Source organism: Arthrobacter sp. 10N410, assembly GCF_056394945.1.
In genome coordinates this window covers 114,721-137,145 of the sequence record NZ_JBFTIP010000003.1, presented here as the reverse complement: position 1 = coordinate 137,145, position 22,425 = coordinate 114,721, and the positions used below count along the sequence as shown (strand labels likewise).

Below are 22,425 nucleotides of genomic sequence, written 5' to 3'. Positions count from 1 at the left end.
AACGTATTGGAAGGTAATGGCGGGGATTCCAATGAAGTGACTCCAGAACTGTCGAGTCACTAAGCGGCCCCCATACGGACACGATTAGGAGTCGACCATGGCTGGCGGTCTGCGCAAGACAATGATCTATCTTGGGCTCGCTGATGGCGACGAACACTACGAGTCCGAGCATCACACACCGCACAAGGATGAGGACGATTCCATGGAGCACGACCGCGAAGAGCGCCGCGCGCCGGCACCCGTCCGCGAAGCCCCCAGGGAAGAGCCCTACGCCGCTGAAGAGGAATACCGCGCACCCGTGACACCCATCAAGCGAGCGGCCGCCAGCCGCGAAGAGACCACCGGCCTCCGGCAGATCACCACGATCCACCCGCGGTCCTACAACGACGCCAAGCTCATCGGTGAAAGCTTCCGTGACGGCATCCCCGTCATCATGAACGTCACCGACATGGGGGAGGCGGACGCGAAGCGCCTCGTCGATTTCTCCGCAGGTCTGGTGTTCGGCCTGCGCGGCAGCATCGAGCGAGTGACCAACAAGGTGTTCCTGCTCTCGCCGTCGTACGTCGAAGTGATCGGTGACGACAAGAAGGTCAGCGAGACGCAGGCCGCCTTCTTCAACCAGAGCTAGCCCAGGATTCCCGTTCGGATGCCAGGCAGGGGTACCTGCCTGGCATCCGTGCTGAGGTTTCCGTGTTGGAATAGACGTGTTGGAATGGATGCGCAACCACTGTCAGGACACTGCGGTATCCGGAATGATCATGGAGATATGAGTTAACTCATGGGAATTGTTTTCGGACTTGTCTATATCGCACTGCTGCTCTTTTTTGTCGCCCTGATCATCCGCCTGATCTTCGACTGGGTGCAGATGTTCGCCCGCAGTTGGCGTCCGCGCGGCGTGGCGCTCGTCACCGCCCACACTGTGTACTCAATCACAGACAAGCCCCTCAAACTGCTAGGCCGGATCCTCCCGCCGCTGCGGCTCGGCGGAATCTCGCTGGACCTGGCGTTCCTGGTGCTCTTCCTGGCCGTCTCCGTGGCCATGGGCTTCGCCAGGTACTTCACCTACGCGCAGCCGATCGCCACGTAATCCGGCAACGGACCCGGTCCGCTTGCCACAAAAGATAAAAACTCCGGTTTGACACTGCGGTGTTGAATTAGAGGAACCAGACCATATTTAGGTACCGTAGTTTTGACGGCCGGAAGGCCTACTGACTAACTAGACCAACGAGGTGACCAGATGGCTTTGACGCCAGAAGACGTTGTCAACAAGCGCTTTCAGCCGACCAAGTTCCGCGAAGGCTACGACCAGGACGAAGTTGATGACTTCCTGGACGAGATCGTCGTTGAACTGCGACGCCTGAACCAGGAGAACGACGAGCTGCGCAAGAAGCTCGCCGAAGCCGGTTCCGGCACGGCCGCCAGCTCCGCTGCTGGCGCTCCCGTCGTGGAGAAGGTGCCGGCAGCCGTCAAGGCCGAGAAGGAAGACCGCGCCAAGGCAGAAGCCGAGGCAAAGGCCGCCGAAGCCGCCGCCGCCAAGAAGAAGGAAGCCGAGAAGGCTCCCGCTCCGGCAGCAGCCCCGGCCCCCGTCGCCGCCACCGCGTCCGCCGAGTCCGCTGCCGGCCTGCTGGCCATGGCGCAGCAGATGCACGACAAGCACGTCGCCGACGGCGAACAGCAGCGTGACAAGATCATCGCCGAAGCGCAGATCGAAGCCAGCAGCCTCGTCAACGACGCGCAGGAAAAGTCCCGCAAGATCCTGGGTGCCCTCGAGCAGCAGCGCTCCGTGCTGGAACGCAAGGTCGAGCAGCTCCGCGGCTTCGAGCGCGACTACCGGTCCCGTCTGAAGGCCTACATCGAAGGCCAGCTGCGTGACCTGGACGCCCGTGGTTCGGTTGCGGCCCCCGAGGTCGAAGCCAACTAGGACGTTTTACAAGTATTCTGAAAGCCGGTGGCTGAGGACTCCTCGGCCACCGGCTTTTGGCATTAACCGCCGCCTTCGCGGCCTCCTTCGGGTGCCTGCACGCGCAAGCAGCAAGCCCCCAGCCACCCCCGGCACCGGAACGAAAGCACTATGACTGACGCACCAACCCCAGACGCCGCCCAGCCCGCGGACGCCGCCCAGCCCGCGGACGCCGCAGTGGCGCCGGCGCGCAAACCGCGCCGCGCCCTGCTGCTCACCCTTTTCGCCGGATTCGCGGTGTTCGCCTACGTGTTCGACCAGCTGACCAAACTCTGGGTCACGTCGACCATGACCGAGGGGGAACGGATCCCGGTGCTGCCGCCTCTGCTGCATTGGTACTACATCCGCAACTCCGGTGCCGCGTTCTCGATCGGTGAGAACGTCACGTGGGTCTTCACGATCATCATGGCGGCGGTCTCCATAGCGATCCTGCTGCAGCTGCGCAAGCTCGGCTCCGCCTGGTGGGCGCTGGCGCTGGGGCTGCTGCTGGGCGGCGCGCTGGGCAACCTCACCGACCGGCTGTTCCGCGAACCTTCGTTCGCGATGGGCCATGTGGTGGACTTCATCCAGCTGCCCAACTTCGCGATCTTCAACATCGCCGATTCCGCCGTGGTGTCCTCGGTCGTCATCATCTGCCTGCTGACGCTGCGCGGTGTGGCGCTTGACGGCTCACGGCTGAACCCGCGCCGGGACAGCAGCGCCGGCCGGCCGGCTGTGCTGGAAGAAAACGGACGGGAACACAATGTCTGAGCCCGGCCCGGCCAATGCGCCGGAACGCCGGCACTTCACCGTCCCGGCGGAGCTGGCCGGCGTCCGGGTGGACGCCGGGCTGGCGAAGCTGATGGAGATCTCCCGGTCACAAGCGGCCACGCTGATCGCGGAGGGCAACGTCAGCAGCCATGGCAAAGCCGTGGGGAAGTCCCTCAAGCTCAGCGCCGGCGGCGAGCTCGACGTCGTCGTGCCGGAGCGCCGGGACCCGCTGGAAGTTGTGGAGGAAGTTGTGGAAGGCCTAAAAATCCTGCTGGACGACGACGAGTTCGTCGTCGTCGATAAACCCGTTGGTGTGGCAGCGCACCCGTCGCCCGGCTGGGTCGGGCCGACGGTCGTCGGCGGCCTCGCCGGCGCCGGTTATCGGATCTCCACCTCCGGCTCGCCGGAACGCGCCGGGATCGTGCACCGGCTCGACGTCGGCACCTCCGGGGTCATGGTGGTCGCCAAGACCGAGAACGCCTATACGGCACTCAAGCGGGCCTTCAAGGAGCGCACCGTGGACAAGGTCTACCACGCCGTCGTCCAGGGCCTGCCGGACCCGCTGGCCGGCACCATCGACGCGCCCATCGGCCGCCACCCCGGCCACGACTGGCGCTTCGCCGTGATCGAGGACGGGCGCGACTCGATCACCCACTACGAGGTGCTGGAAGCCTTCGGCAAGGCCTCGCTCGTGGAGGTGCACCTGGAAACCGGCCGCACCCACCAGATCCGGGTGCACTTCGCGGCGCTGCGCCACCCCTGCGCCGGGGACCTGACTTATGGGGCTGACCCCCGGCTCGCGGCCACCCTGGGCCTGACCCGGCAGTGGCTGCATGCCCGGCAGCTGTCCTTCGACCACCCCCGGACCGGGGAGCGGGTCACCGTGACCAGCGAGTACCCGCAGGACCTGAAGTATGCCCTCGAGGTACTGGAGTCCGGCAACGCCTAGCGGAGGTCCGCACCTACCGCCGCGCCGGGCACGTGGGTGTCGCTGCCCGGCACTAGAATGATTCGGTGACTTCCAGCAACAACTCGTTCGTCCACCTCCACAACCACACCGAGTACTCCATGTTGGACGGCGCGGCGCGCCTCGGGGAACTCTTTGATGAGACCGAGCGGTTGGGCATGCCCGCCCTGGCCACCACCGACCATGGCTACCTCTTCGGGGCGTTCGACTTCTGGAAGCGGGCCACCGACAAGGGCATCAAGCCGATCATCGGTGTCGAGGCCTATGTCACGCCGGGAACCGCGCGCACGGATAAGACCCGCGTGCGCTGGGGCGAAGAGAACCAGCGCAAGGACGACATCTCCGGCGGTGGCGCCTACACGCACATGACGCTGCTGAGCTACAACAACGTCGGCATGCGGAACCTGTTCCGTGCCTCCTCGATCGCCTCCCTGGACTCCGTCTTCGGCAAGTGGCCGCGGCTGGACCGCGAGCTGCTGAATACCTATTCCGAGGGCCTGATCGCGACCACCGGCTGCCCGTCCGGCGAAGTCCAGACGCGGCTCCGGCTCGGGCAGTACCGGGAAGCCCTCGAGGCCGCGGCCGAGTTCCGCGACATCTTCGGCGCCGAGAACTACTTCTGCGAACTCATGGACCACGGCCTGGACATCGAGCGGCGCGTCACCGGGGACCTGCTGCGGCTGGCCAAGGAACTGAACCTCCCGCTGGTGGCCACGAACGACTTGCACTACACGCACGAGCACGACGCCAAGGCGCACGAAGCCCTGCTTGCCATCCAGTCCGGCTCCACCCTGCTGGAGCCCACGTATGACAACGGCGGTTCACGCTTCGCCTTCTCCGGCAGCGGCTACTACCTGAAGTCGCCGCAGGAAATGCGGGAACTGTTCCGCGACCACCCCGACGCCTGCGACAACACGCTGCTGATCGCCGAACGCTGCGAAGTGTCGTTCAATACCGGCGCCAACTACATGCCCCGCTTCCCCTGCCCGGAAGGGGAGGACGAGACGTCCTGGCTGGTCAAGGAAGTGGACAAGGGCCTCCACTACCGCTACCCCCAGGGCATCCCGGACAAGGTCCGCCAGCAGGCCGACTACGAGCTCGAAGTCATCACCTCGATGGGTTTCCCGGGCTACTTCCTGGTGGTGGCCGACTTCATCAACTGGGCCAAGAACAACGGCATCCGGGTGGGCCCCGGCCGTGGCTCCGGTGCCGGCTCCATGGTGGCCTACGCCATGCGCATCACCGACCTGGACCCGCTGCACCACGGCCTGATCTTCGAGCGCTTCCTGAACCCGGACCGCGTCTCCATGCCCGACTTCGACGTCGACTTCGATGACCGGCGCCGCTCCGAAGTGATCGACTATGTGACTCGCAAGTACGGCGACGAACGCGTCGCCATGATCGTCACCTACGGCACGATCAAGACCAAACAGGCCCTCAAGGATTCCTCCCGCGTGCTGGGCTACCCGTTCAGCATGGGCGAGCAGCTCACGAAGGCGCTGCCGCCCGCCGTGATGGCCAAGGACATTCCGCTGGCCGACATCCAGAACCCCGAGGCCAAGCGCTACGGTGAGGCCGGGGACTTCCGGCAGCTGATCAGCACGGACCCGGAAGCCGCGAAGGTCTTCGAGACCGCGCTCGGCATCGAGGGCCTGAAGCGGCAGTGGGGTGTCCACGCCGCCGGCGTCATCATGTCCTCGGACCCCATCATCGACGTCATCCCGATCATGCGCCGCTTCCAGGACGGCCAGGTCATCACGCAGTTCGACTACCCGACCTCCGAGGGCCTCGGCCTGATCAAGATGGACTTCCTCGGGCTGCGGAACCTGACGATCATTTCCGACGCACTGGAAAACATCAAAATGAACCGCGGCGTGGACCTGGACCTCGAATCCCTCGCCCTGGACGATGCCGCCTCCTACGAGCTGCTGGCCCGCGGCGACACCCTGGGCGTCTTCCAGCTCGACGGCGGCCCCATGCGCTCCCTGCTCAAGCTGATGAAGCCTGACAACTTCGAAGACATCTCCGCCGTGCTGGCGCTGTACCGCCCGGGACCGATGGGCGCCAACGCGCACACCGACTACGCGCTGCGCAAGAACAAGATCCAGGACGTCATCCCGATCCACCCCGAGCTCGAGGAGCCGCTCGCCGAGATCCTCGGCGGCACCTACGGCCTGATCGTGTACCAGGAGCAGGTCATGGCGGTGGCGCAGAAGCTCGCCGGCTACACCCTGGGCCAGGCCGATATCCTCCGCCGCGCCATGGGCAAGAAGAAGAAATCCGAGCTGGACAAGCAGTTCGCCGGCTTCTCCCAGGGCATGCAGGACAACGGCTACTCGATGGCCGCGGTCAAGACCCTTTGGGACATCCTGCTGCCCTTCTCCGACTACGCGTTCAACAAGGCGCACTCCGCCGCGTACGGCGTGATCTCCTACTGGACCGCGTACCTGAAGGCCCACTACGCGCCGGAATACATGGCGGCCCTGCTCACCTCCGTCGGCGACGACAAGGACAAATCGGCGATCTACCTCAACGAATGCCGCCGCATGGGCATCACCGTGCTGCCGCCGGACGTCAACGAGTCAGCGCTCAACTTCACCCCGGTCGGCAACGACATCCGCTTCGGCATGGGAGCCATCCGCAACGTCGGCGCCAACGCCGTCGACGCGATGGTGGCCGCCCGCGAACGCGAAGGCGCCTACACCTCCTTCAAGGACTACCTGATGAAGGTCCCGGCGGTGGTCTGCAACAAGCGCACCATCGAATCCCTGATCAAGGCCGGCGCCTTCGACTCGCTCGGCCACCACCGCCGTGCCCTGGCCATGATCCACGAAGAAGCCATCGACTCGGTCATCACGCTCAAGCGCAACGAGGCGATGGGACAGTTCGACCTGTTCGCCGGCATCGATGACACCGAGTCGGAGTCCTCGCTGAGCATCGAGATCCCCGAACTGCCCGAGTGGGAGAAGAAGGACAAGCTCTCCTTCGAACGCGACATGCTCGGACTCTACGTCTCGGACCACCCGCTGCAGGGCCTCGAGGGGCTGCTCAGCCAGCACGCGGACCAGTCGATCACCTCGATCATCGCCGAGGACGGACCGCACGACGGCGCGATCATCACCATCGCGGGCATGATCACCTCGCTCAGCCGCCGGATCGCCAAGGCCAGCGGCAACGCCTACGCGCGCGCCGAGATCGAGGACCTCGGCGGCTCTGTGGAAGTGATGTTCTTCGGCCAGGTCTACGGACCGATCGCCTCGGTTTTGGCCGAGGACCTGATCGTCGTCGTCAAGGGCCGGCTGCAGCGCCGCGACGACGGCGCGGTGGCCCTGAACTGCATGGAACTCTCGGTGCCGGACCTCAGCGAAGGCCTGGACGGGCCGCTGGTGATCACCATGCCGACGCACAAGGCCACCGAGGCCGTGGTGAACGAACTCGGTGAAGTCCTCAGGACCCACCGGGGCAAATCGGAGGTGCGCCTGCACCTGCACGGCGATTCCCGGGTGGAGGTCATGGGCCTGCCCGTGCATCTGCGCGTCAACCCCAGCCCGTCCCTGTTCGGCGACCTGAAGGTGCTGCTCGGCCCGACCTGCCTGGACAGCTGACGGCCGTTCCCGACCCCCGTTTCGACGGTTCCCTGCTGGCTCGACGCCGCTAAGCGTCCTGGCGGCAGGGAACCGTCGAAACGGCCCGCGGGCGGCCTAGATTTCGTAGTCGAGCGGCACCGGCTGGCCGTAGCTTCCGCCGTGGTAGAGCAGCGGCGCGCCCTCGCCGCCGATCGCGCCGTCGACCACCTCGACGACCACTACCGCGTTGTTTTCGAAAGAGAGCCGCATCTGGATCTTGCCGATCAGCCAGCCGGAGACATCCTTGAGGATGGGGACCTCATGGGGCCCGAGCTCCCAATGGTCGCCCTCGAAGCGGTCCCGGGAGCGGGCGAAGCGGTCGGCGAGCTGCTGGTTGCCCAACCCCAGCATGTGCACGCCGATGTAGCCGGAATTCGCGACGGCGGGCCAGGAGCGGGAGGTCCGCGCCATGTTGAAGGTGAACCGGGGCGGCTTGGCCGACAGGGACGCCACCGAGGTTGCGGTGAAACCGTAAGGGACGCCGTCGTAGTTCACGGTGATGATGGCGACTCCGGCCGCATGGCGGCGGAACATTTCCTTAAACGTTCCTTCGAAGGCTTCTTCGGCTGAGGCCACGGTGGGTCATCTCCCTGCTGTTCTGCGACTGGTGCTCACTGCCAGCGTATTCCTGCGGGCGCCGCCTGCGGTATTCGGCCGGCGCCCGGGAGGGATCCGGGCGTCACGTCCCGTGCGGCGGCGTAATGTCCGGCGCCGCCGGATCCTTTGTTAAGGTTTGTTGCATGACACAACCTGCGGTGCACGTGCCCGTTCACGACCACGACGGCGGACCCTGGCCTGCCGCGCCCGGCCGGCCGGGCGCGTCCGTGCCGTGGACGGGGCTGGCCGTGATCGCCGCTGCAGGTGTTCCGGTGGGACTGTTGTGGTGGCTGCTGGCGCCGACCGGGCTGAACCTCATTACCCGGGACCCGGCATTGGCCGCCGGCAGCAACCCCGAAACGTGGCTGCCGCGGGACCTTGTCCTGGCCGGGCTGTCCCTGCTGGCCGGCTGCCTGTCCGGGATCTTCATTGCCGGCAACCGGCCCGCCCGGCTGGGAACCGCGACAGTGGTCCTGGCCGTCGCCGCGGGTGCCGTTGGGGCCCTGCTGGCCTGGGGGACCGGCGTGCTCGCCGGAACCTGGTGGAGCGCTCCGGTGGATACTTCGGCCAGCGCCAGCATCGCCTTCTCGCTCCGGGCCTACGCCATGCTGGTCATCTGGCCTGCTGCCATCGCCCTCGCGATCTTCCTCTCCACAGTGTTTGGCTCATCGGAGCCCAAGCCGGCGTCCGGGGGCACCGCGCCGGAGCGTAAAATGGACGAGTGACTCCAACTGCTGACAGCCCTGTGCCCTCCGCTCCCTCCGCCCTCAACTTCCGCACCGTGGACGTGCGCGGGCAGCGGTTGTCCCTCGCCGGGCTCCGCGCCGCCGTTCCGCGGGCGCAGCACGGCACCGTGGCCGACGCGGAGCAAAAGGTCCTGGACATTATTTCGTCGGTCCGGACGCGCGGTTTCGAGGCGCTGAGCGAGCTGGCGCTGAACTTCGACGGCGTCGAACAAGCCCACCCGCGGGTTCCCGCCGAAGCCCTCAAGGCAGCTCTGGACGGCCTGGACCCCGCAGTGCGCGCCGCCCTGGAGGAGTCCATCCGCCGGGCACGCCGCTTCGCTGACGCTCAGCGTCCGGCCGACACCGACGTCGAACTCGGCGAAGGTGCCGTGGTCAGCCAGAACTGGGTCCCGGTGGCCCGGGTCGGGCTCTACGTCCCCGGCGGTCTGGCGGTCTACCCCTCCTCGGTCATCATGAACGTGGTCCCGGCGCTGGCAGCAGGCGTGGAATCCATTGCCCTGGCCTCGCCGCCGCAAAAGGACTTCGGCGGCCTCCCGCACCCCACGATCCTGGCGGCGGCATGCCTGCTGGGCATTGAGGAGGTCTATGCGATCGGCGGCGCCCAGGCCATTGCAGCGTTCGCCTACGGCATCCCCGGTGGAACCGGAACCGGGACCGGAACCGGGACCGGGACCGGCGCTGCCGCCGGCATCGACGCCGGTATCGACCCGGTCGATGTCGTCACCGGACCCGGAAACATCTTCGTGGCCACCGCCAAGCGGCTTGTGAAGGGTGTGGTGGGAATCGACTCGGAGGCCGGCACCACCGAAATCGCCATCCTGGCCGACGCCACCGCGCGCCCGGGCCTCGTCGCGGCCGACCTGATCAGCCAGGCCGAGCACGACCCGCAGGCCGCTTCCGTGCTGATCACCGACTCCGAGGAACTCGCCGCCGCCGTCCGCCGCGAGCTCGAACTCCAGGCCGCCGCGACCAAGCACAGCGCCCGGGTCCGGCAGGCCCTGTCCGGTCCGCAGTCCGGCGTCGTGCTGGTCGAGGACCTTGAGCAGGGCATCGCTGCCTGCGACGCCTACGCGGCTGAACACCTCGAAATCATGACCGCGGACGCCGCCGGCGTCGCCGCCCGGATCCGCAACGCCGGCGCCATCTTCGTGGGGGACTACAGCCCGGTCAGCCTGGGCGACTACTGCGCCGGTTCCAACCACGTGCTGCCCACCAGCGGAACGGCCGCGTTCTCCTCCGGGCTCAACGTGACCACGTTCCTGCGCGCCATCCAGGTGATCAACTACAGCCGGAGCGCGCTGGAGGAGGTCAGCAGGCACATCGTCAGCCTCTCCGTCGCGGAGGACCTGCCTGCTCACGGCGAAGCAGTCACCGCACGGTTCTCGGCCAGCAGTTAGGGCGGCTGGCGGGCAGTCCCGCCGGAACAGCGCCCAACCACAACATGTAGTAATTACAGGCTTGTTATTCAGCAACATCTAGTCGTAAACTGATCCCGGAAGCACCAAACGTGGTGCCTCGGCTCTCTACAGGGATCCAGCTTGCGGCAGGGGAGGAACCGACGTGTATTGCCCGTTCTGTCGTAACCCTGATTCGCGCGTGGTGGACAGCCGCATCGCCGACGACGGCTCCGCGATTAGGCGCCGCCGGCAGTGCCCCGAATGCGGACGCCGGTTCACCACGGTGGAAACCACTAGCCTGACCGTGATCAAGCGCTCCGGCGTCGGCGAGCCGTTCAGCCGCAGCAAGGTCATCAACGGCGTTCGGAAGGCCTGCCAGGGCCGCCCCGTCACCGAAGACGACCTCGCCATGCTGGCCCAGGAAGTCGAGGAGACCATCCGGGCCTCCGGCGCGGCCGAGATCGATGCCCACGAGGTGGGCCTGGCGATCCTCAACCCGCTGCAGCGCCTCGATGAGGTGGCCTACCTGCGCTTTGCGAGCGTGTACCAGGCCTTCGAATCGCTGGAAGACTTCGAGTCCGCCATCGCCCTGCTCCGCCATGAGGCCGAGTCCAAGGGGCTGGAAGGCAAGAGCTCGCAGAAGAGCCCGCTCTAGGCTCAACTAAGTTCCGGTGGTGGCAGCGGAGGGGAAGCCGTGGCCACCACCGGCTCCAACCCAACTGACTCGCAGTTGTTGTCGCTTTGAGCGTTCAAAACGACACCTAGTGCCAGTCAGTTGGGTTGTTGTGCGTCCGGGACTACTTGGCCAGCTTGTGCGTGAGGGCGACCTCGATGGCCGCGCCCACGATGCCGGCGTCGTTCTTCAGCTCGGCCGGAACGATCGGCGTGCGCAACGACATGTGCGGCAGGTATTCGTCGGCCCGCTTGGAGATGCCACCGCCCACGATGAACAGTTCCGGGGAGAAGAGGAACTCGACGTGGGAGAAGTAGCGCTGCAGCAGCACGCTGTATTCGGCCCAGCTCAGGCCGTCGCGCTCACGGGCGACGGCGGAGGCCTTGCTCTCGGCGTCGAAACCGTCGATTTCCAGGTGGCCCAGTTCGGCGTTGGGGACGAGCTTGCCGTCGAAGATGAAGGCGGAGCCGATGCCGGTGCCGAGGGTGATCACCAGGACGGTGCCGGAGATGCCTTCGCCGGCACCGTAGCGGGCCTCGGCCAGGCCGGCGGCGTCGGCGTCGTTGATGACCTCGACCGGGCGGCCGAGCCGTGCGGTGAGCAGGGCATCGATGTCCAGGTTCAGCCAGGAGTTGTCGACGTTCGCCGTCGAGTGGACCACGCCGTGCTGGATGATGCCAGGGAAGGTCACGCCGACCGGAGAGTCGGCTGCGGGGGCGTCGGGACGCTTGGACAGCTCCGCTACCACCTGCGCCACGACTTCGGCAACGGCCTCCGGAGTGGACGGCTGCGGGGTGGGCACGCGGAGCCGGTCGCCGACGAGCTTGCCCTTCTTCAGATCAACGATTCCGCCCTTGATGCCGGTGCCACCGATGTCGATGCCGATCAGCGGTGCGTTCTTCTTCGACTTCTCGTCCTTCTTGGCCAATGTTGTTCCGTTCGTGGCAGGGGCGGGGTGGGTCTTGTTGTTGATTTTTGAAAGGCGGTGCGGGGATCAGGGGAGGGTCAGGACTTCGGCGCCGGACTCCGTGACCAGCAGGGTGTGCTCGAACTGTGCGGTCCGTTTGTGGTCGCGCGTCACCACCGTCCAGTCATCGGCCCACATGTCCCATTCGACCGTGCCCAGCGTGAGCATCGGCTCGATCGTGAAGACCATGCCGGCCTCCATGACGGTGTTGTAGGCCGGGGCGGCATCGTAGTGCGGGATGATCAGCCCGGTGTGGAAGGCCTCACCGACGCCGTGCCCGGTGAAGTCCCGGACTACGCCGTAGCCGAATCGCTTGGCGTAGGACTCGATGGTCCGGCCGATCACGTTGATTTCGCGGCCCGGGGCCACGGCGCGGATGGCGCGGCGCAGGGACTCTTCGGTGCGTTCGACCAGCAGCCTGGACTCCTCGTCGACGTCGCCCACGAGGAAGGTGTAATTGGTGTCGCCATGCACGCCGCCGATGAAGGCCGTGATGTCGATGTTCAGGATGTCGCCGTCCTGGACCACGGTGCTGTCCGGGATGCCGTGGCAGATCACTTCGTTGAGCGAGGAGCACAGGGACTTGGGGAAACCACGGTAGCCGAGGGTGGACGGGTAGGCGTTGTGGTCGAGCAGGAATTCGTGCCCCACCTTGTCCAGCTGGTCGGTGGTGACGCCGGGGACGATGTGCTTGCCGACCTCCACGATGGCCTGGGCGGCAATCCGTGAGGCGATCCGGATCTTCTCGATGGTCTCGGCTGACTTGACCTCTGAGCCCGTGAACTTGGCCGGAGCAGGCTTGCCGACGTATTCAGGGCGCGGTATGGACGCCGGCACGGCAAGCTGCGGGCTGACTGTTCCCGGGACGAGGGTGCCGATGGGTGCAGTCGAGGTGAGGGAAGGCATAGATTGATTCTATAAGCCCCCGGGCGCAGCCCGGAAAATACAGCGGAAAATGCATCCGGAAAAACAGCCGGAACCAGGCACACGCAGAAGGAGCCCCGATGACCGAATACTGGTACAACGTCAACACCCACGAGATCGAGGAAGACGCCATGTCCGACTGGAGCCAGCTGATCGGCCCCTACAAGACCCGCGAGGAAGCCGAACACGCCCTCGAAAAGGTCAAGGCCCGCAACGAGGCCTGGGAAAAGGGCGACGACGACGCGTAACGGCGTGCCGGCTCCCGTTGTCCTCCTGGTCCACGGGTTGCCCGGCTCCGGCAAGTCCACGCTCGCGGCGCAGTGGAAGTTGAAGCGCTGTGCCGGCAGCTCCGGCCCCTGCTGGAACCCGTTGCTTTGCAGTTAGAAGGAATGTTCCGGGCCGGGGAAGTGGCCTGATCGGACGTCGTCGCCGTAGGCCTTCGCGGCGTCGCTGAGGGTGGTCCGCAGATCCGCGTACTGCTTGACGAACTTGGCCATCTTTCCGCCGCGCAGCCCGGCCATGTCCTGCCACACCAGCACCTGGCCCGTGGTCGCGTTGCCTGCCCCGATGCCGATCGTGGGGACCTCGACGGCGGCGTCCACGGCGGCCGCCGTCGGCGCCGGAACCATTTCCATCAGCACACAGAACGCGCCGGCGTCGGCCAGGGCGACGGCGTCGTCGATCAGCCGCTGGGCGTCGTCGCCGCGGCCCTGGACCCGGTAGCCGCCGAGGGCGTGCTCACTTTGCGGTGTGAAGCCGATGTGCGCCATCACCGGGATGCCGGCCTGGACCATGGCCCGGACGGTCTCGGCATAGAACTTGCCGCCCTCGATCTTGACCGCGTGCGCGAGTCCTTCCTTAAGGAACCGTACGCCCGTCGCCACTGCCTGCTGGGCGGAGACCTCGTAGCTGCCGAAGGGCAGGTCGGCCACCACGAGGGCGCGCCGCGCGGAACGGGTTACCGCGCGGCACAGCGGGATCAGCTCGTCCACGGTGACAGGCAGGCTCGTTTCATTGCCGAAGACATTGTTGGAGGCCGAATCTCCGACCAGCAGCACCTCGATGCCGGCCGCATCGAAGATCTCGGCGGTGTACTGGTCGTAAGCCGTCAGCATGGCGAAGCGCTCACCGTTGAGCTTGGCCTGGCGCAGGTGGTGCGTGCGGATGCGGCCGGCGGGTTTGGCGGCAGTGTCTTTGGCGGCGCTGTCTTTGGCGGCGCTGTCCGGCGCCGGCTCCTGGCCTGCGCCGGCCGCGCCCGTTGCGGGGCCGTTGCCGTAGGGTGCGGCGAGTTCTGCGGACGTGCTGGAATCGGGGCTGTTGCTGGGGGCCATGCCACGAGCGTAGTGCGATACCCGGCGTCCTAGCTACCGGGCGGCCCCCCGGCCCGGTGATAGCCGTCACAAACGGGGCGTCCGGGCACCACGGGAGGGACACCCAAGCGGCGGTTCGGCGGCCGTTGTGTTAACGGTGTGTTACGCCGGTGCGCTACGCCAGCAATCCCCGGGAATGCTTAGTAGAGTGATTCGAGAGCAGCTGCGGGCGCCAGCCAGGACGAGTAGTCGGGACGGGTCCGGGGCACGGACGTAGACCCGGAAAGAGGCACCATGGACCGCCAGCAAGAGTTTGTCCTGCGGACGATCGAAGAGCGTGACGTGCGCTTTGTGCGCTTGTGGTTCACCGACGTCGTGGGATCGCTGAAGTCTGTGGCCCTCGCCCCGGCCGAAGTTGAAGGCGCCTTCGAAGAGGGCCTGGGCTTCGACGGGTCCTCGATCGAGGGCCTGGCCCGCGTCTTCGAATCCGACATGCTGGCCCAGCCGGACCCCTCCACCTTCCAAATCCTGCCGTGGCGCGGCGAGACGGAAGCGACCTCGCGGATGTTCTGCGACATCCTGACGCCCGACGGCGAGCCCTCCGCGGCGGATCCGCGCAACGTCCTCAAGCGCAACCTCGCGAAGGCCGCGGACATGGGCTTCACCTGCTACACCCACCCCGAAATCGAGTTCTACCTGCTCAAGTCCCAGCAGCCGGGCCCGGACGGCGCGCCGGTTCCGGTGGACGAGGGCGGCTACTTCGACCACGTTCCCGGGGGCGTGGCGCAGGACTTCCGGCGGACCGCCGTGACCATGCTGGAGTCGGTGGGCATCTCGGTCGAGTTCAGCCACCACGAGGCCGGCCCGGGCCAGAATGAGATCGACCTGCGCTACGCGGACGCCCTGCAGACCGCGGACAACATCATGACCTTCCGCACCGTGATCAAGGAGGTCGCGCTGCAGCAGGGGACCTACGCGACCTTCATGCCCAAGCCGTTCACCGCGCACCCGGGCTCCGGCATGCACACGCACTTCTCGTTGTTCGAGGGCGACACCAACGCCTTCTACGAAGCCGGGGCGGAATTCCAGCTCTCCGAAACGGCCCGGCAGTTCATCGCCGGCATCCTCAAGCACGCCCCCGAATTCACTGCCGTGACCAACCAGTTCGTGAACTCCTACAAGCGCCTCTGGGGCGGGGGAGAAGCGCCCAGCTACCTGAGCTGGGGCCACAACAACCGCTCGGCCCTGGTCCGGGTTCCGCTGTACAAGCCCGGCAAGGGCCAGTCCGCGCGGATCGAATACCGCGGCATCGACTCGGCCGCCAACCCTTACCTCGCCTACGCCGTGCTGCTTGGTGCCGGGCTGAAGGGCATCGAAGAGGGCTACCAGCTGCCCGCCGCCGCCGAGGACGACATCTGGTCGCTGAGCTCGGCCGAGCGCCGTGCCATGGGCCACGATCCGCTGCCGGCCAGCCTGCACGACGCGATCCGGACCATGGAGGATTCCGAGCTCATGCCGCAGATCCTGGGCGAGCAGGTCTTCGAGCACTTCCTGCGCAACAAGCGGGCCGAGTGGCAGGACTACCGCCTCCAGGTGACGCCCTACGAGCTGCAGCGCAACCTGGCCATCCTTTAGGCGGCCGCGGTGAGCCTGGCACGGCGCCTCATCGCCGCGGGTTTTAACGACCTGGACAAGGGCGAGCGGTTCCTGGCCGCCCCGGAGCTGGCGGGCCTGGACGAGGATGCCCTGTTTGCCGGGCTGCAGCTGGCCGCCAACCCGGACACGGCTCTGCAGTCCCTGGTCCGGCTGATCGAGAAACACCCGAAGCTGCGGGACCTGGCCGCGGCCGAGCCGGACCGCAGCGAGCCGCTCTACCGGGTGCTCGGCGCTTCCGAGGCGCTGGGCGAGTTCCTCATCCGGCACCCCGAGCACCTGGACGCCTTCGACACGACGGCCAGCCCCGAGCCGCAGGCAGCCGACGCCGCCGGGTTGCGCACCCGGCTGCTGCAGTCGGTCCGCGCCGACCCGAAGGCCGCCCGTCCGGTCGCGGCCGTGACCGGGCAGGAAGGGTACGAGGCCCTCCGCACGGCGTACCGGCGGGGGCTCGTGGAGCTCGCCATCAAAGACATTTGCGCCGCCGATCCGCTGGACTTCATGCCCGCCGTCGGGGCCGAACTGGCTGACCTGGCCGGCGCCGCGATCGAGGCAGCCCTGGCCGTGTCCCGGGCCGAGGCGGCGGAGCAGTTCAGCGCAGCGGACGTGGCCGACATCGGTCTGGCCGTGATCGGGATGGGCAAGTGCGGCGCCCGCGAACTGAACTACATCTCCGACGTCGACGTCATCTATGTGATCGAGGCCGGCGCCCTGGAGGACTCGCGGGCGAACACCATCGGCACCGCCCTGGCCTCGGGGATTTCACGGGCCATCATGTCCACCGGCCGGGAGCCGGGGCTCTGGGAGGTCGACGCCAACCTCCGGCCGGAGGGCAAGTCCGGGCCCCTGGTGCGCACCTTGGCCTCGCACGAGAGCTACTACGCGCGCTGGGCCGAAAGCTGGGAATTCCAGGCCCTGCTCAAGGCCCGCACCATCGCCGGCGACGCCGGGCTCGGCGCCCGCTACGAGGCCGCCGTCGCGCCGCTGATCTGGTCCTCCGCGGGCCGCGAAGGGTTCGTCGAGTCGGTCCGTTCGATGCGCCGCCGGGTCACCGAGCACATCCCGGCCGAGGAGGAGCAGCGGCAGATCAAACTGGGCCGAGGCGGGCTGCGCGACGTCGAATTCACCGTCCAGCTGCTCCAGCTGGTGCACGGCAAATCCGACGAAACCCTGCGCTGCCGGGACACCACCTCGGCCATCGCTGCGCTTTCCGCCGGCGGCTACATCGGACGCTCCGACGCCAAGGAATTCGACCGCGACTACCGGTACCTGCGCCTGCTCGAGCACCGGATCCAGCTCTTCCAGCTGCGCCGCACCCACCTGATGCCGGTCAAGGAAGCGTCGCTGCGCTCCCTCGCCAAGGCGGTGCTGGGCCCGTTCTCCAACGAACGTCCGCACCCGGACGCGCTGCTCAAGGCCTGGCGCCAGACCAAACGTTCCGTGCGGGAACTGCATGAACGCATCTTTTACCGGCCGCTGCTCAACACCGCGGCCGCGCTGAGCAGCGAGGAGGCCAAGCTCACGCCCGAAGCCGCGCAAGGCCGGCTCGCCGCGCTCGGCTACCTCGATCCTCCCGGCGCCATGCGGCACATCGAGGCGCTCACCGGCGGCGTGAGCCGGCGCGCCGCGCTGCAGCGCCAGCTGCTGCCGATCCTGCTCGGCTGGCTCGCCGAGGGCGTGGACCCCGACGGCGGGCTGCTGGCCTTCCGCCGGGTCAGCGAGGCGCTCGGCACCACGCACTGGTACCTCGGCCTGCTGCGGGATTCGACGGCGGCGGCCGAGCGGCTGTGCCATGTGCTCTCCAATTCCCGGCTCATCTCGGACCTGCTGGAGGTCTCGCCAGAGTCCGTGGCCTGGCTCGGCTCGGACAAGGACCTGGCGCCGCTCAGCTACGAGGCGCAGTGGCTGGAGATCACCTCCAAGATGTCCCGGCACTCGGACCCGGAAAGCGCCATGCGCCTGATCCGGCTGATCAGGCGCCGGGAGATCCTGCGCATCGCCATCGCGGACAGCGCCGGACTGCTGGACCAGGACCAGGTGGGCGCGGCCCTGGCCGATACCGACCGGGCCGCCGTCCTCGGCGCCCTGCGGGTGGCCGAGACGGTTGTTGCCGCCGGGGAACCACTCAAAACCCGGGTGCTGGTGGTGGCTATGGGGCGTCAGGGCGGTCGCGAGATCGGCTACGGCTCGGACGCCGACGTCATGTATGTGCACCGCGGCCTGCCCGGCGTGCCGGAGGACGAGGCGCAACAGCAGGCAGCCCGGATTGTCGGCAAGCTCTCCAGCCTGCTGACCCAGCCGCTCAAACCTGCCATCCTGGCCGAACGCGTGCTGATGGTGGACGCGGACCTGCGTCCGGAGGGCAAGAGCGGACCGATGGTGCGTTCGCTGGAGTCCTACGCCGAGTACTACCGCCGCTGGTCCCTCATCTGGGAGGCCCAGGCGCTGCTGCGTGCCCGGCCGATGGCCGGCGACGACGAACTTGCCGCCGATTTCGTAGCGCTGATCGATCCCATCCGCTACCCGGAGACCGTTGCGGAGCAGGATGTCCGTGAGGTCAGGCGGGTCAAGGCCCGCATGGAGTCCGAACGTCTGCCACGCGGCGCGGACCCGGCCCGGCACCTGAAACTGGGCCGCGGCGGCCTGAGCGACGTCGAATGGCTCGCGCAGCTGCTGCAGCTGCGGCATGCCGGCAGGCATCCGGAGCTGCGGACGACTTCCACCGTCCAGGCCCTCGAAGCAGCCGCCAGCCTGGAGCTGCTGGAGGCCGGGGAAGTGGTGCTGCTGCTGCGGGCCTGGCGGCTGGCGAGCCGGATCCGCTCCGCCAACGTGATCTGGACCGGACGCGCCTCGGACGTGCTGCCGTCCTCGCGCCGCGACCTGGAAGCCGTGGCCCGCTGGTGCGGCTACGGCCACGGCAACGCCGCCGAGCTTGAGGAGGACTACCTGCGGCTCAGCCGGCGGGCACGGGCCGTCTTCGAGCGCGTCTTCTACGGCCAGTAGGCGGCCCTGCCGACATCTGCCTCGCCGTCGGTCAAATGCGGGTAGCCTCGAGGGGTACTTTGCCGGTCCTCCGGACCGGCTGCCGCACTTACCTAGGGGTTGTTTAACTTGCCCAGACTCCAGCAGAACGGGGCCGCCCGGCCGCGGACGGCCACGGTCGTCGGAGCGTTGCTGGCCTTCGCCGCCATGCTCTTCGGTGCCTCAGGTGCCGCCGCGGCCCCCGCAGCCGCACCCGCAGCGCACCAGTCCGTCGATCGGGCCCAGCCGGCCGCCGCGCCGTCGAGCCTTTCCGGAAAGACCTTCGTCATCGGCACGGACACCACGTTCGCCCCCTTCGAATTCCGTGACGCCGGCGGTGAACTGACCGGAATCGACATGGACATCATCCGTGAGATCGCCAAGAGCCAGGGATTCGCCGTCGAGATCAAGTCGCTCGGCTTCAACGCGGCCCTGCAGGCGCTGTCCTCCAACCAGGTCGACGGCGTGATCGCCGGCATGTCGATCACGGAACCCCGCAAGCAGATCTACGACTTCTCCGACCCGTACTTCGAATCGGGCGTCCAGATGGCCGTCGCCAAGTCCAACAAGGACATCGAGGGCTACGAGGACCTCAAGGGTAAGACGGTCACCGCCAAGACCGGCAGCGAGGGCGAGACGTTCGCCAAGTCGATCGCCGGCAAGTACGGCTTCACGGTCAAGTCCCTGGACCAGTCCGCCACCATGTACGAACTCGTGAAGTCCGGCAACGCCGTCGCAGTCTTCGATGACTACCCGGTGCTGGCCTACGGGATCAGCCAGAACAACGGCCTCAAGGCCGTGTCCGAGAAGGAAAAGGGCGGCTCCTACGGTTTTGCCGTCAACAAGGGCAAGAACCCGGAACTGCTGAAGGCGTTCAACACCGGGTTGGCGGAGCTGAAGTCCAGCGGCAAGTACCAGGAAATCCTGGACAAGTACCTCAAGGACCCCACGCAGGCCGCCCAGTCCAGCTTCTGGGAGCTGCTGGCCAACAGCTTCCCCGCCCTGATGAAGGGCCTCGGGAACACCGTCCTGGTCACCGCGATTTCCTTCGCCCTGGCCATGCTGATCGGCCTTTTCATCGGGTTCATGAAGATCTCCACGAGCGCGCTGCTGCGCGGGATCGCCACCACCTTCGTCAGCATCTTCCGCGGGACCCCGCTGCTGGTCTGGGCCTTCTTCTTCTACTTCGGCATCCCGCAGCTGACCGGCCAGCCGATCGACATCTGGGTGGCCGGCGTGCTGACCCTCAGCCTCAACGCCGGCGCCTACATCACCGAAATCGTCCGGGGCTCCATCCAGTCCGTGGACCCGGGCCAGCTCGAAGCCAGCCGCAGCCTGGGCCTGGGCTACGCGAAATCCATGCAGAAAGTCGTGGTCCCGCAGGCGTTCAAGATCATGACGCCGTCCCTGATCAACCAGCTCATCATCATGCTCAAGGACAGCTCGCTGCTGCTCGCCATCGGCTTCGCCGAACTGCTTTACCAGGGCCAGCAGATCTACGCCGGGAACTTCCGGATCACCGAAACCCTGCTGATCGTCGCGGTCCTGTACTTCGTGGTGATCATGCTGCTGACCAAGCTGGCCAACGTTGCGGATAAGAGGTTCAACAAATGAGCACGGCAGTCACTGCACCCAGCAAGATTTCCGTCCGGGAGCTGAAGAAGTCCTTCGGCGCCAATGAAGTCCTCAAGGGCATCAACGCGGAGGTTGCCGAAGGCGAGGTGGTCTGCGTGATCGGGCCCTCCGGCTCCGGCAAATCCACTTTCCTGCGCTGCCTGAACAAGCTGGAGGACATAACCGCCGGCCACGTCACGGTGGACGGTTTCGACGTGACCGACCCCAAGGTGGACATCAACGAGGTGCGCCGGCACATCGGCATGGTCTTCCAACACTTCAACCTGTTCCCGCACATGTCCGTGATCGAGAACATCATGCTGGCACCGGTGGAGTCGAAGAAACAGGGCAAGGACGAAGCCCGGGCCAACGCCCTGAAACTGCTGGAGCGCGTTGGTCTCGCCGAGAAGGCCGATGCCCGTCCGGCGTCGCTCTCCGGCGGCCAGAAGCAGCGCGTGGCGATCGCCCGGGCGCTGGCGATGAACCCGGACATCATGCTCTTCGACGAGGCCACATCCGCGCTGGACCCGGAAATGGTCGGCGAGGTGCTGCAGGTGATCAAGGACCTTGCCCGTGAGGGCATGACGATGGTGCTGGTCACCCACGAGATGGGCTTCGCCCGTGAAGTGGCCGACCGAGTGCTGTTCATGGCCGACGGCGTCATCTGCGAGCAGGGCGCTCCGGAGGAGTTGTTCGGCAACCCGCAGCAGCCGCGGACCCGGGAATTCCTCTCCAAGGTCCTCTAGGCGTTGTCCGCCGGGCTGCCCGACGGCGGGGCAGCCCGGCTTTGGATACGCTTCTGATATGTCTGAACACGTGTGGCTGATCGCCTTGAAGAACCTCGACGACGACGCCCGGGCCATCAAGCTCGGGGAGGTCGCCGGACTGGAGCTGGGCGAGGGGCAACGGAAGTTCGTCGGGGATCCGCTGCGGATGATGCTGATGGGACTCGAAGAGGGTAGCCGCTTTCCCTATGTCATGGATTCCAACGGCTCGGCCGTCGGCGTGGCAACCCTGCAGGCCGGGGCCGCACGCGCCGCCGGCTGGGCCGACGACGATTCCGCCTGGCTGCTGCGCGGTTTCCTCGTGGACCGGCGGCAGCAGGGCAGGGGATTCGGTGCGGCCGCGGCAGCCGCGGCCGTGCGTGAAGCCGCCAGGCTCACGTCCGCGCTGGGCGGGGAGCAGCGCGGCGTCGTCCTGTCCGTCAACGAGGCCAACCCGGCGGGTCAGGCCGCCTACCGCAAGGCCGGATTCGAGGACCGCGGGCAATACCTGGGCGGCGACGCCGGCCCGCAGCGGATCATGTACCGGGGGTTTTGAACGGCCCACGAGACAGTCCGCCCGGGCTGCTGATTGTGATGTTACGTGCGGAACGCGCCGCACTCATTCGTGGGTCGCGGCCCACTCCGGGTCGAAATCCGGGTGGTCCTCGTAACCTGCGGCGAGGATGTTGAGCATGGCGCGGCGGGCCATGGCCAGTTCGCCCTGGGCGTCCGTGCTGTCGAAGAGGTCCGCCGAGGCCCGCTTCCAGCGCGCCAGGATCTCCCGCTTCTGGGCACACTCGGCGCGCATTGGCGCGGCGAGCGGGGGAGACGCCGAGTGGTCCGGAACGGGGGCGTGCCGGAGCTCTGCTTCTTCTTCATCGATTCGAGCTTCTAGAAACTCCACAATATCCACACCACGGATTGTGCCACGCCACTACGCCGGGTGGGAGGTTTCGCCGCCGTCGGGCCGGTTGTCATCCGCTGAGGTGAGGGCTGCCCGGATGAGCCGGGAGTAGTGCCGGTCATGGGGAGCGAGGCGGTCCAGGTGCGCAGCCAATTCCTCCACCCGCTCAATCACGGTCCGCCGCTCCTCAACGAGGGCTAGCAGGTAGCGCCTGTCCCGGGCGGACTGGTCGGCCACGCCGCCGACAAATTCGTTCTCGTCTGCCGTGAGTCTTTCCTCAATTGCGGCGAGAGCCGCGTCCGGGGAGTCTGCCGGGGCGGGTGCGGGGGTGGGCGCCGTCGGGGATCCTGCTGGCTCGCCCGGCGTTGCCGCAACCGCCGCCGATTCCCCGAGGCCATCGCGGCGGTCCAGGCGGGAGTAGCCGGGTGCCGGGTCGTCGGCCACGAGGTGTTGGCGTATAAAGCTTCGGAACCGGGACATCACCGCTCCTCGATGTAGTTCCTGGGACCAAGCGTAGCCTCGAATTGGCGGAGACGGACGGCTAATTATCTC

Annotated in this window: 21 protein-coding genes; 15 read left to right on the top strand and 6 right to left on the bottom strand. The window is 67.0% G+C overall.

Going from position 1 to position 22,425, the window contains the following annotated elements; all coding sequences use genetic code 11:
* The first annotated feature begins 97 nt into the window (after positions 1-97).
* The 6 genes from AC1DB8_RS08395 (at position 98) to dnaE (ending at position 7,282) form a co-directional block, all read left to right on the top strand.
* The gene (locus tag AC1DB8_RS08395; RefSeq protein ID WP_175321607.1) at positions 98-628 is read left to right on the top strand and encodes a cell division protein SepF; all 531 of its coding nucleotides are present in this window, start codon (positions 98-100) and stop codon (positions 626-628) included.
* A 150-nt stretch (positions 629-778) separates the two neighbouring features.
* On the top strand, positions 779-1,087 hold the full coding sequence (locus tag AC1DB8_RS08390; protein WP_441418875.1) for a YggT family protein: 309 nt from the start codon (positions 779-781) through the stop codon (positions 1,085-1,087).
* A gap of 150 nt (positions 1,088-1,237) precedes the next feature.
* A complete protein-coding gene (locus AC1DB8_RS08385; protein WP_441418874.1) occupies positions 1,238-1,921 on the top strand; it encodes a DivIVA domain-containing protein in 684 nt (227 codons plus the stop codon).
* Positions 1,922-2,071: 150 nt separating this feature from the next.
* Entirely contained in the window at positions 2,072-2,710 is a 639-nt protein-coding gene (gene lspA / locus AC1DB8_RS08380) for a signal peptidase II (protein WP_476892746.1), read from the top strand.
* Complete coding sequence (locus tag AC1DB8_RS08375) at positions 2,703-3,659, top strand: RluA family pseudouridine synthase (protein WP_476892745.1); 957 nt, start codon at positions 2,703-2,705, stop codon at positions 3,657-3,659. The genes lspA and AC1DB8_RS08375 overlap by 8 nt, the downstream gene beginning before the upstream one ends.
* Positions 3,660-3,724: 65 nt before the next feature.
* Positions 3,725-7,282, top strand: coding sequence for a DNA polymerase III subunit alpha (gene dnaE / locus AC1DB8_RS08370; protein ID WP_476892744.1), 3,558 nt, complete (start codon positions 3,725-3,727; stop codon positions 7,280-7,282).
* Between the two features lie 96 nt (positions 7,283-7,378).
* Here dnaE and AC1DB8_RS08365 read toward each other — a convergent pair whose 3' ends face one another.
* Positions 7,379-7,837: a flavin reductase family protein gene (locus tag AC1DB8_RS08365; RefSeq protein ID WP_175321743.1), complete on the bottom strand. Its 459-nt coding sequence runs from the start codon at positions 7,835-7,837 to the stop codon at positions 7,379-7,381.
* A gap of 206 nt (positions 7,838-8,043) precedes the next feature.
* On the opposite strand from AC1DB8_RS08365, the gene AC1DB8_RS08360 reads away from it, so the two are divergent.
* The 3 genes from AC1DB8_RS08360 (at position 8,044) to nrdR (ending at position 10,698) form a co-directional block, all read left to right on the top strand.
* The gene (locus AC1DB8_RS08360) at positions 8,044-8,625 is read left to right on the top strand and encodes a hypothetical protein (protein WP_476892743.1); all 582 of its coding nucleotides are present in this window, start codon (positions 8,044-8,046) and stop codon (positions 8,623-8,625) included.
* A complete protein-coding gene (gene hisD / locus AC1DB8_RS08355) occupies positions 8,622-10,043 on the top strand; it encodes a histidinol dehydrogenase (RefSeq protein WP_476892742.1) in 1,422 nt (473 codons plus the stop codon). Before AC1DB8_RS08360 ends, hisD begins: the two co-directional genes overlap by 4 nt.
* A 163-nt stretch (positions 10,044-10,206) precedes the next feature.
* Complete coding sequence (gene nrdR / locus AC1DB8_RS08350) at positions 10,207-10,698, top strand: transcriptional regulator NrdR (RefSeq protein ID WP_175321615.1); 492 nt, start codon at positions 10,207-10,209, stop codon at positions 10,696-10,698.
* A 142-nt stretch (positions 10,699-10,840) separates the two neighbouring features.
* On the opposite strand, the gene ppgK is transcribed toward nrdR, so the two are convergent.
* Both ppgK and map read right to left on the bottom strand, forming a co-directional pair.
* A complete protein-coding gene (gene ppgK, locus AC1DB8_RS08345; protein WP_441418868.1) occupies positions 10,841-11,644 on the bottom strand; it encodes a polyphosphate--glucose phosphotransferase in 804 nt (267 codons plus the stop codon).
* 66 nt (positions 11,645-11,710) lie between these two features.
* A complete protein-coding gene (map, locus tag AC1DB8_RS08340; protein ID WP_441418867.1) occupies positions 11,711-12,589 on the bottom strand; it encodes a type I methionyl aminopeptidase in 879 nt (292 codons plus the stop codon).
* A gap of 98 nt (positions 12,590-12,687) precedes the next feature.
* Between map and AC1DB8_RS08335 the strand changes: the two genes are divergently transcribed.
* Positions 12,688-12,855, top strand: a complete 168-nt coding sequence (locus tag AC1DB8_RS08335; protein WP_175321618.1) for an SPOR domain-containing protein — start codon at positions 12,688-12,690, stop codon at positions 12,853-12,855.
* Between the two features lie 132 nt (positions 12,856-12,987).
* On the opposite strand, the gene panB is transcribed toward AC1DB8_RS08335, so the two are convergent.
* Complete coding sequence (gene panB, locus AC1DB8_RS08330) at positions 12,988-13,938, bottom strand: 3-methyl-2-oxobutanoate hydroxymethyltransferase (RefSeq protein ID WP_441418866.1); 951 nt, start codon at positions 13,936-13,938, stop codon at positions 12,988-12,990.
* 273 nt (positions 13,939-14,211) lie between these two features.
* On the opposite strand from panB, the gene glnA reads away from it, so the two are divergent.
* The 5 genes from glnA (at position 14,212) to AC1DB8_RS08305 (ending at position 21,525) form a co-directional block, all read left to right on the top strand.
* Positions 14,212-15,552 (top strand): type I glutamate--ammonia ligase, encoded by a 1,341-nt coding sequence (gene glnA, locus AC1DB8_RS08325; RefSeq protein ID WP_138769615.1) that lies wholly within the window; start codon positions 14,212-14,214, stop codon positions 15,550-15,552.
* A 9-nt stretch (positions 15,553-15,561) separates the two neighbouring features.
* Complete coding sequence (locus tag AC1DB8_RS08320) at positions 15,562-18,573, top strand: bifunctional [glutamine synthetase] adenylyltransferase/[glutamine synthetase]-adenylyl-L-tyrosine phosphorylase (RefSeq protein WP_476892741.1); 3,012 nt, start codon at positions 15,562-15,564, stop codon at positions 18,571-18,573.
* Between the two features lie 186 nt (positions 18,574-18,759).
* The gene (locus tag AC1DB8_RS08315) at positions 18,760-20,205 is read left to right on the top strand and encodes an amino acid ABC transporter substrate-binding protein/permease (RefSeq protein ID WP_476893023.1); all 1,446 of its coding nucleotides are present in this window, start codon (positions 18,760-18,762) and stop codon (positions 20,203-20,205) included.
* Complete coding sequence (locus AC1DB8_RS08310) at positions 20,202-20,951, top strand: amino acid ABC transporter ATP-binding protein (RefSeq protein WP_441418864.1); 750 nt, start codon at positions 20,202-20,204, stop codon at positions 20,949-20,951. Before AC1DB8_RS08315 ends, AC1DB8_RS08310 begins: the two co-directional genes overlap by 4 nt.
* Before the next feature lie 58 nt (positions 20,952-21,009).
* Complete coding sequence (locus AC1DB8_RS08305; RefSeq protein ID WP_441418863.1) at positions 21,010-21,525, top strand: GNAT family N-acetyltransferase; 516 nt, start codon at positions 21,010-21,012, stop codon at positions 21,523-21,525.
* 63 nt (positions 21,526-21,588) lie between these two features.
* Here the strand turns inward: AC1DB8_RS08305 and AC1DB8_RS08300 are convergent, their stop codons facing one another.
* Complete coding sequence (locus tag AC1DB8_RS08300; RefSeq protein WP_476892740.1) at positions 21,589-21,882, bottom strand: DUF6221 family protein; 294 nt, start codon at positions 21,880-21,882, stop codon at positions 21,589-21,591.
* Between the two features lie 21 nt (positions 21,883-21,903).
* Positions 21,904-22,353, bottom strand: coding sequence for a hypothetical protein (locus AC1DB8_RS08295; protein WP_441418861.1), 450 nt, complete (start codon positions 22,351-22,353; stop codon positions 21,904-21,906).
* Between the last annotated feature and the right edge of the window lie 72 nt (positions 22,354-22,425).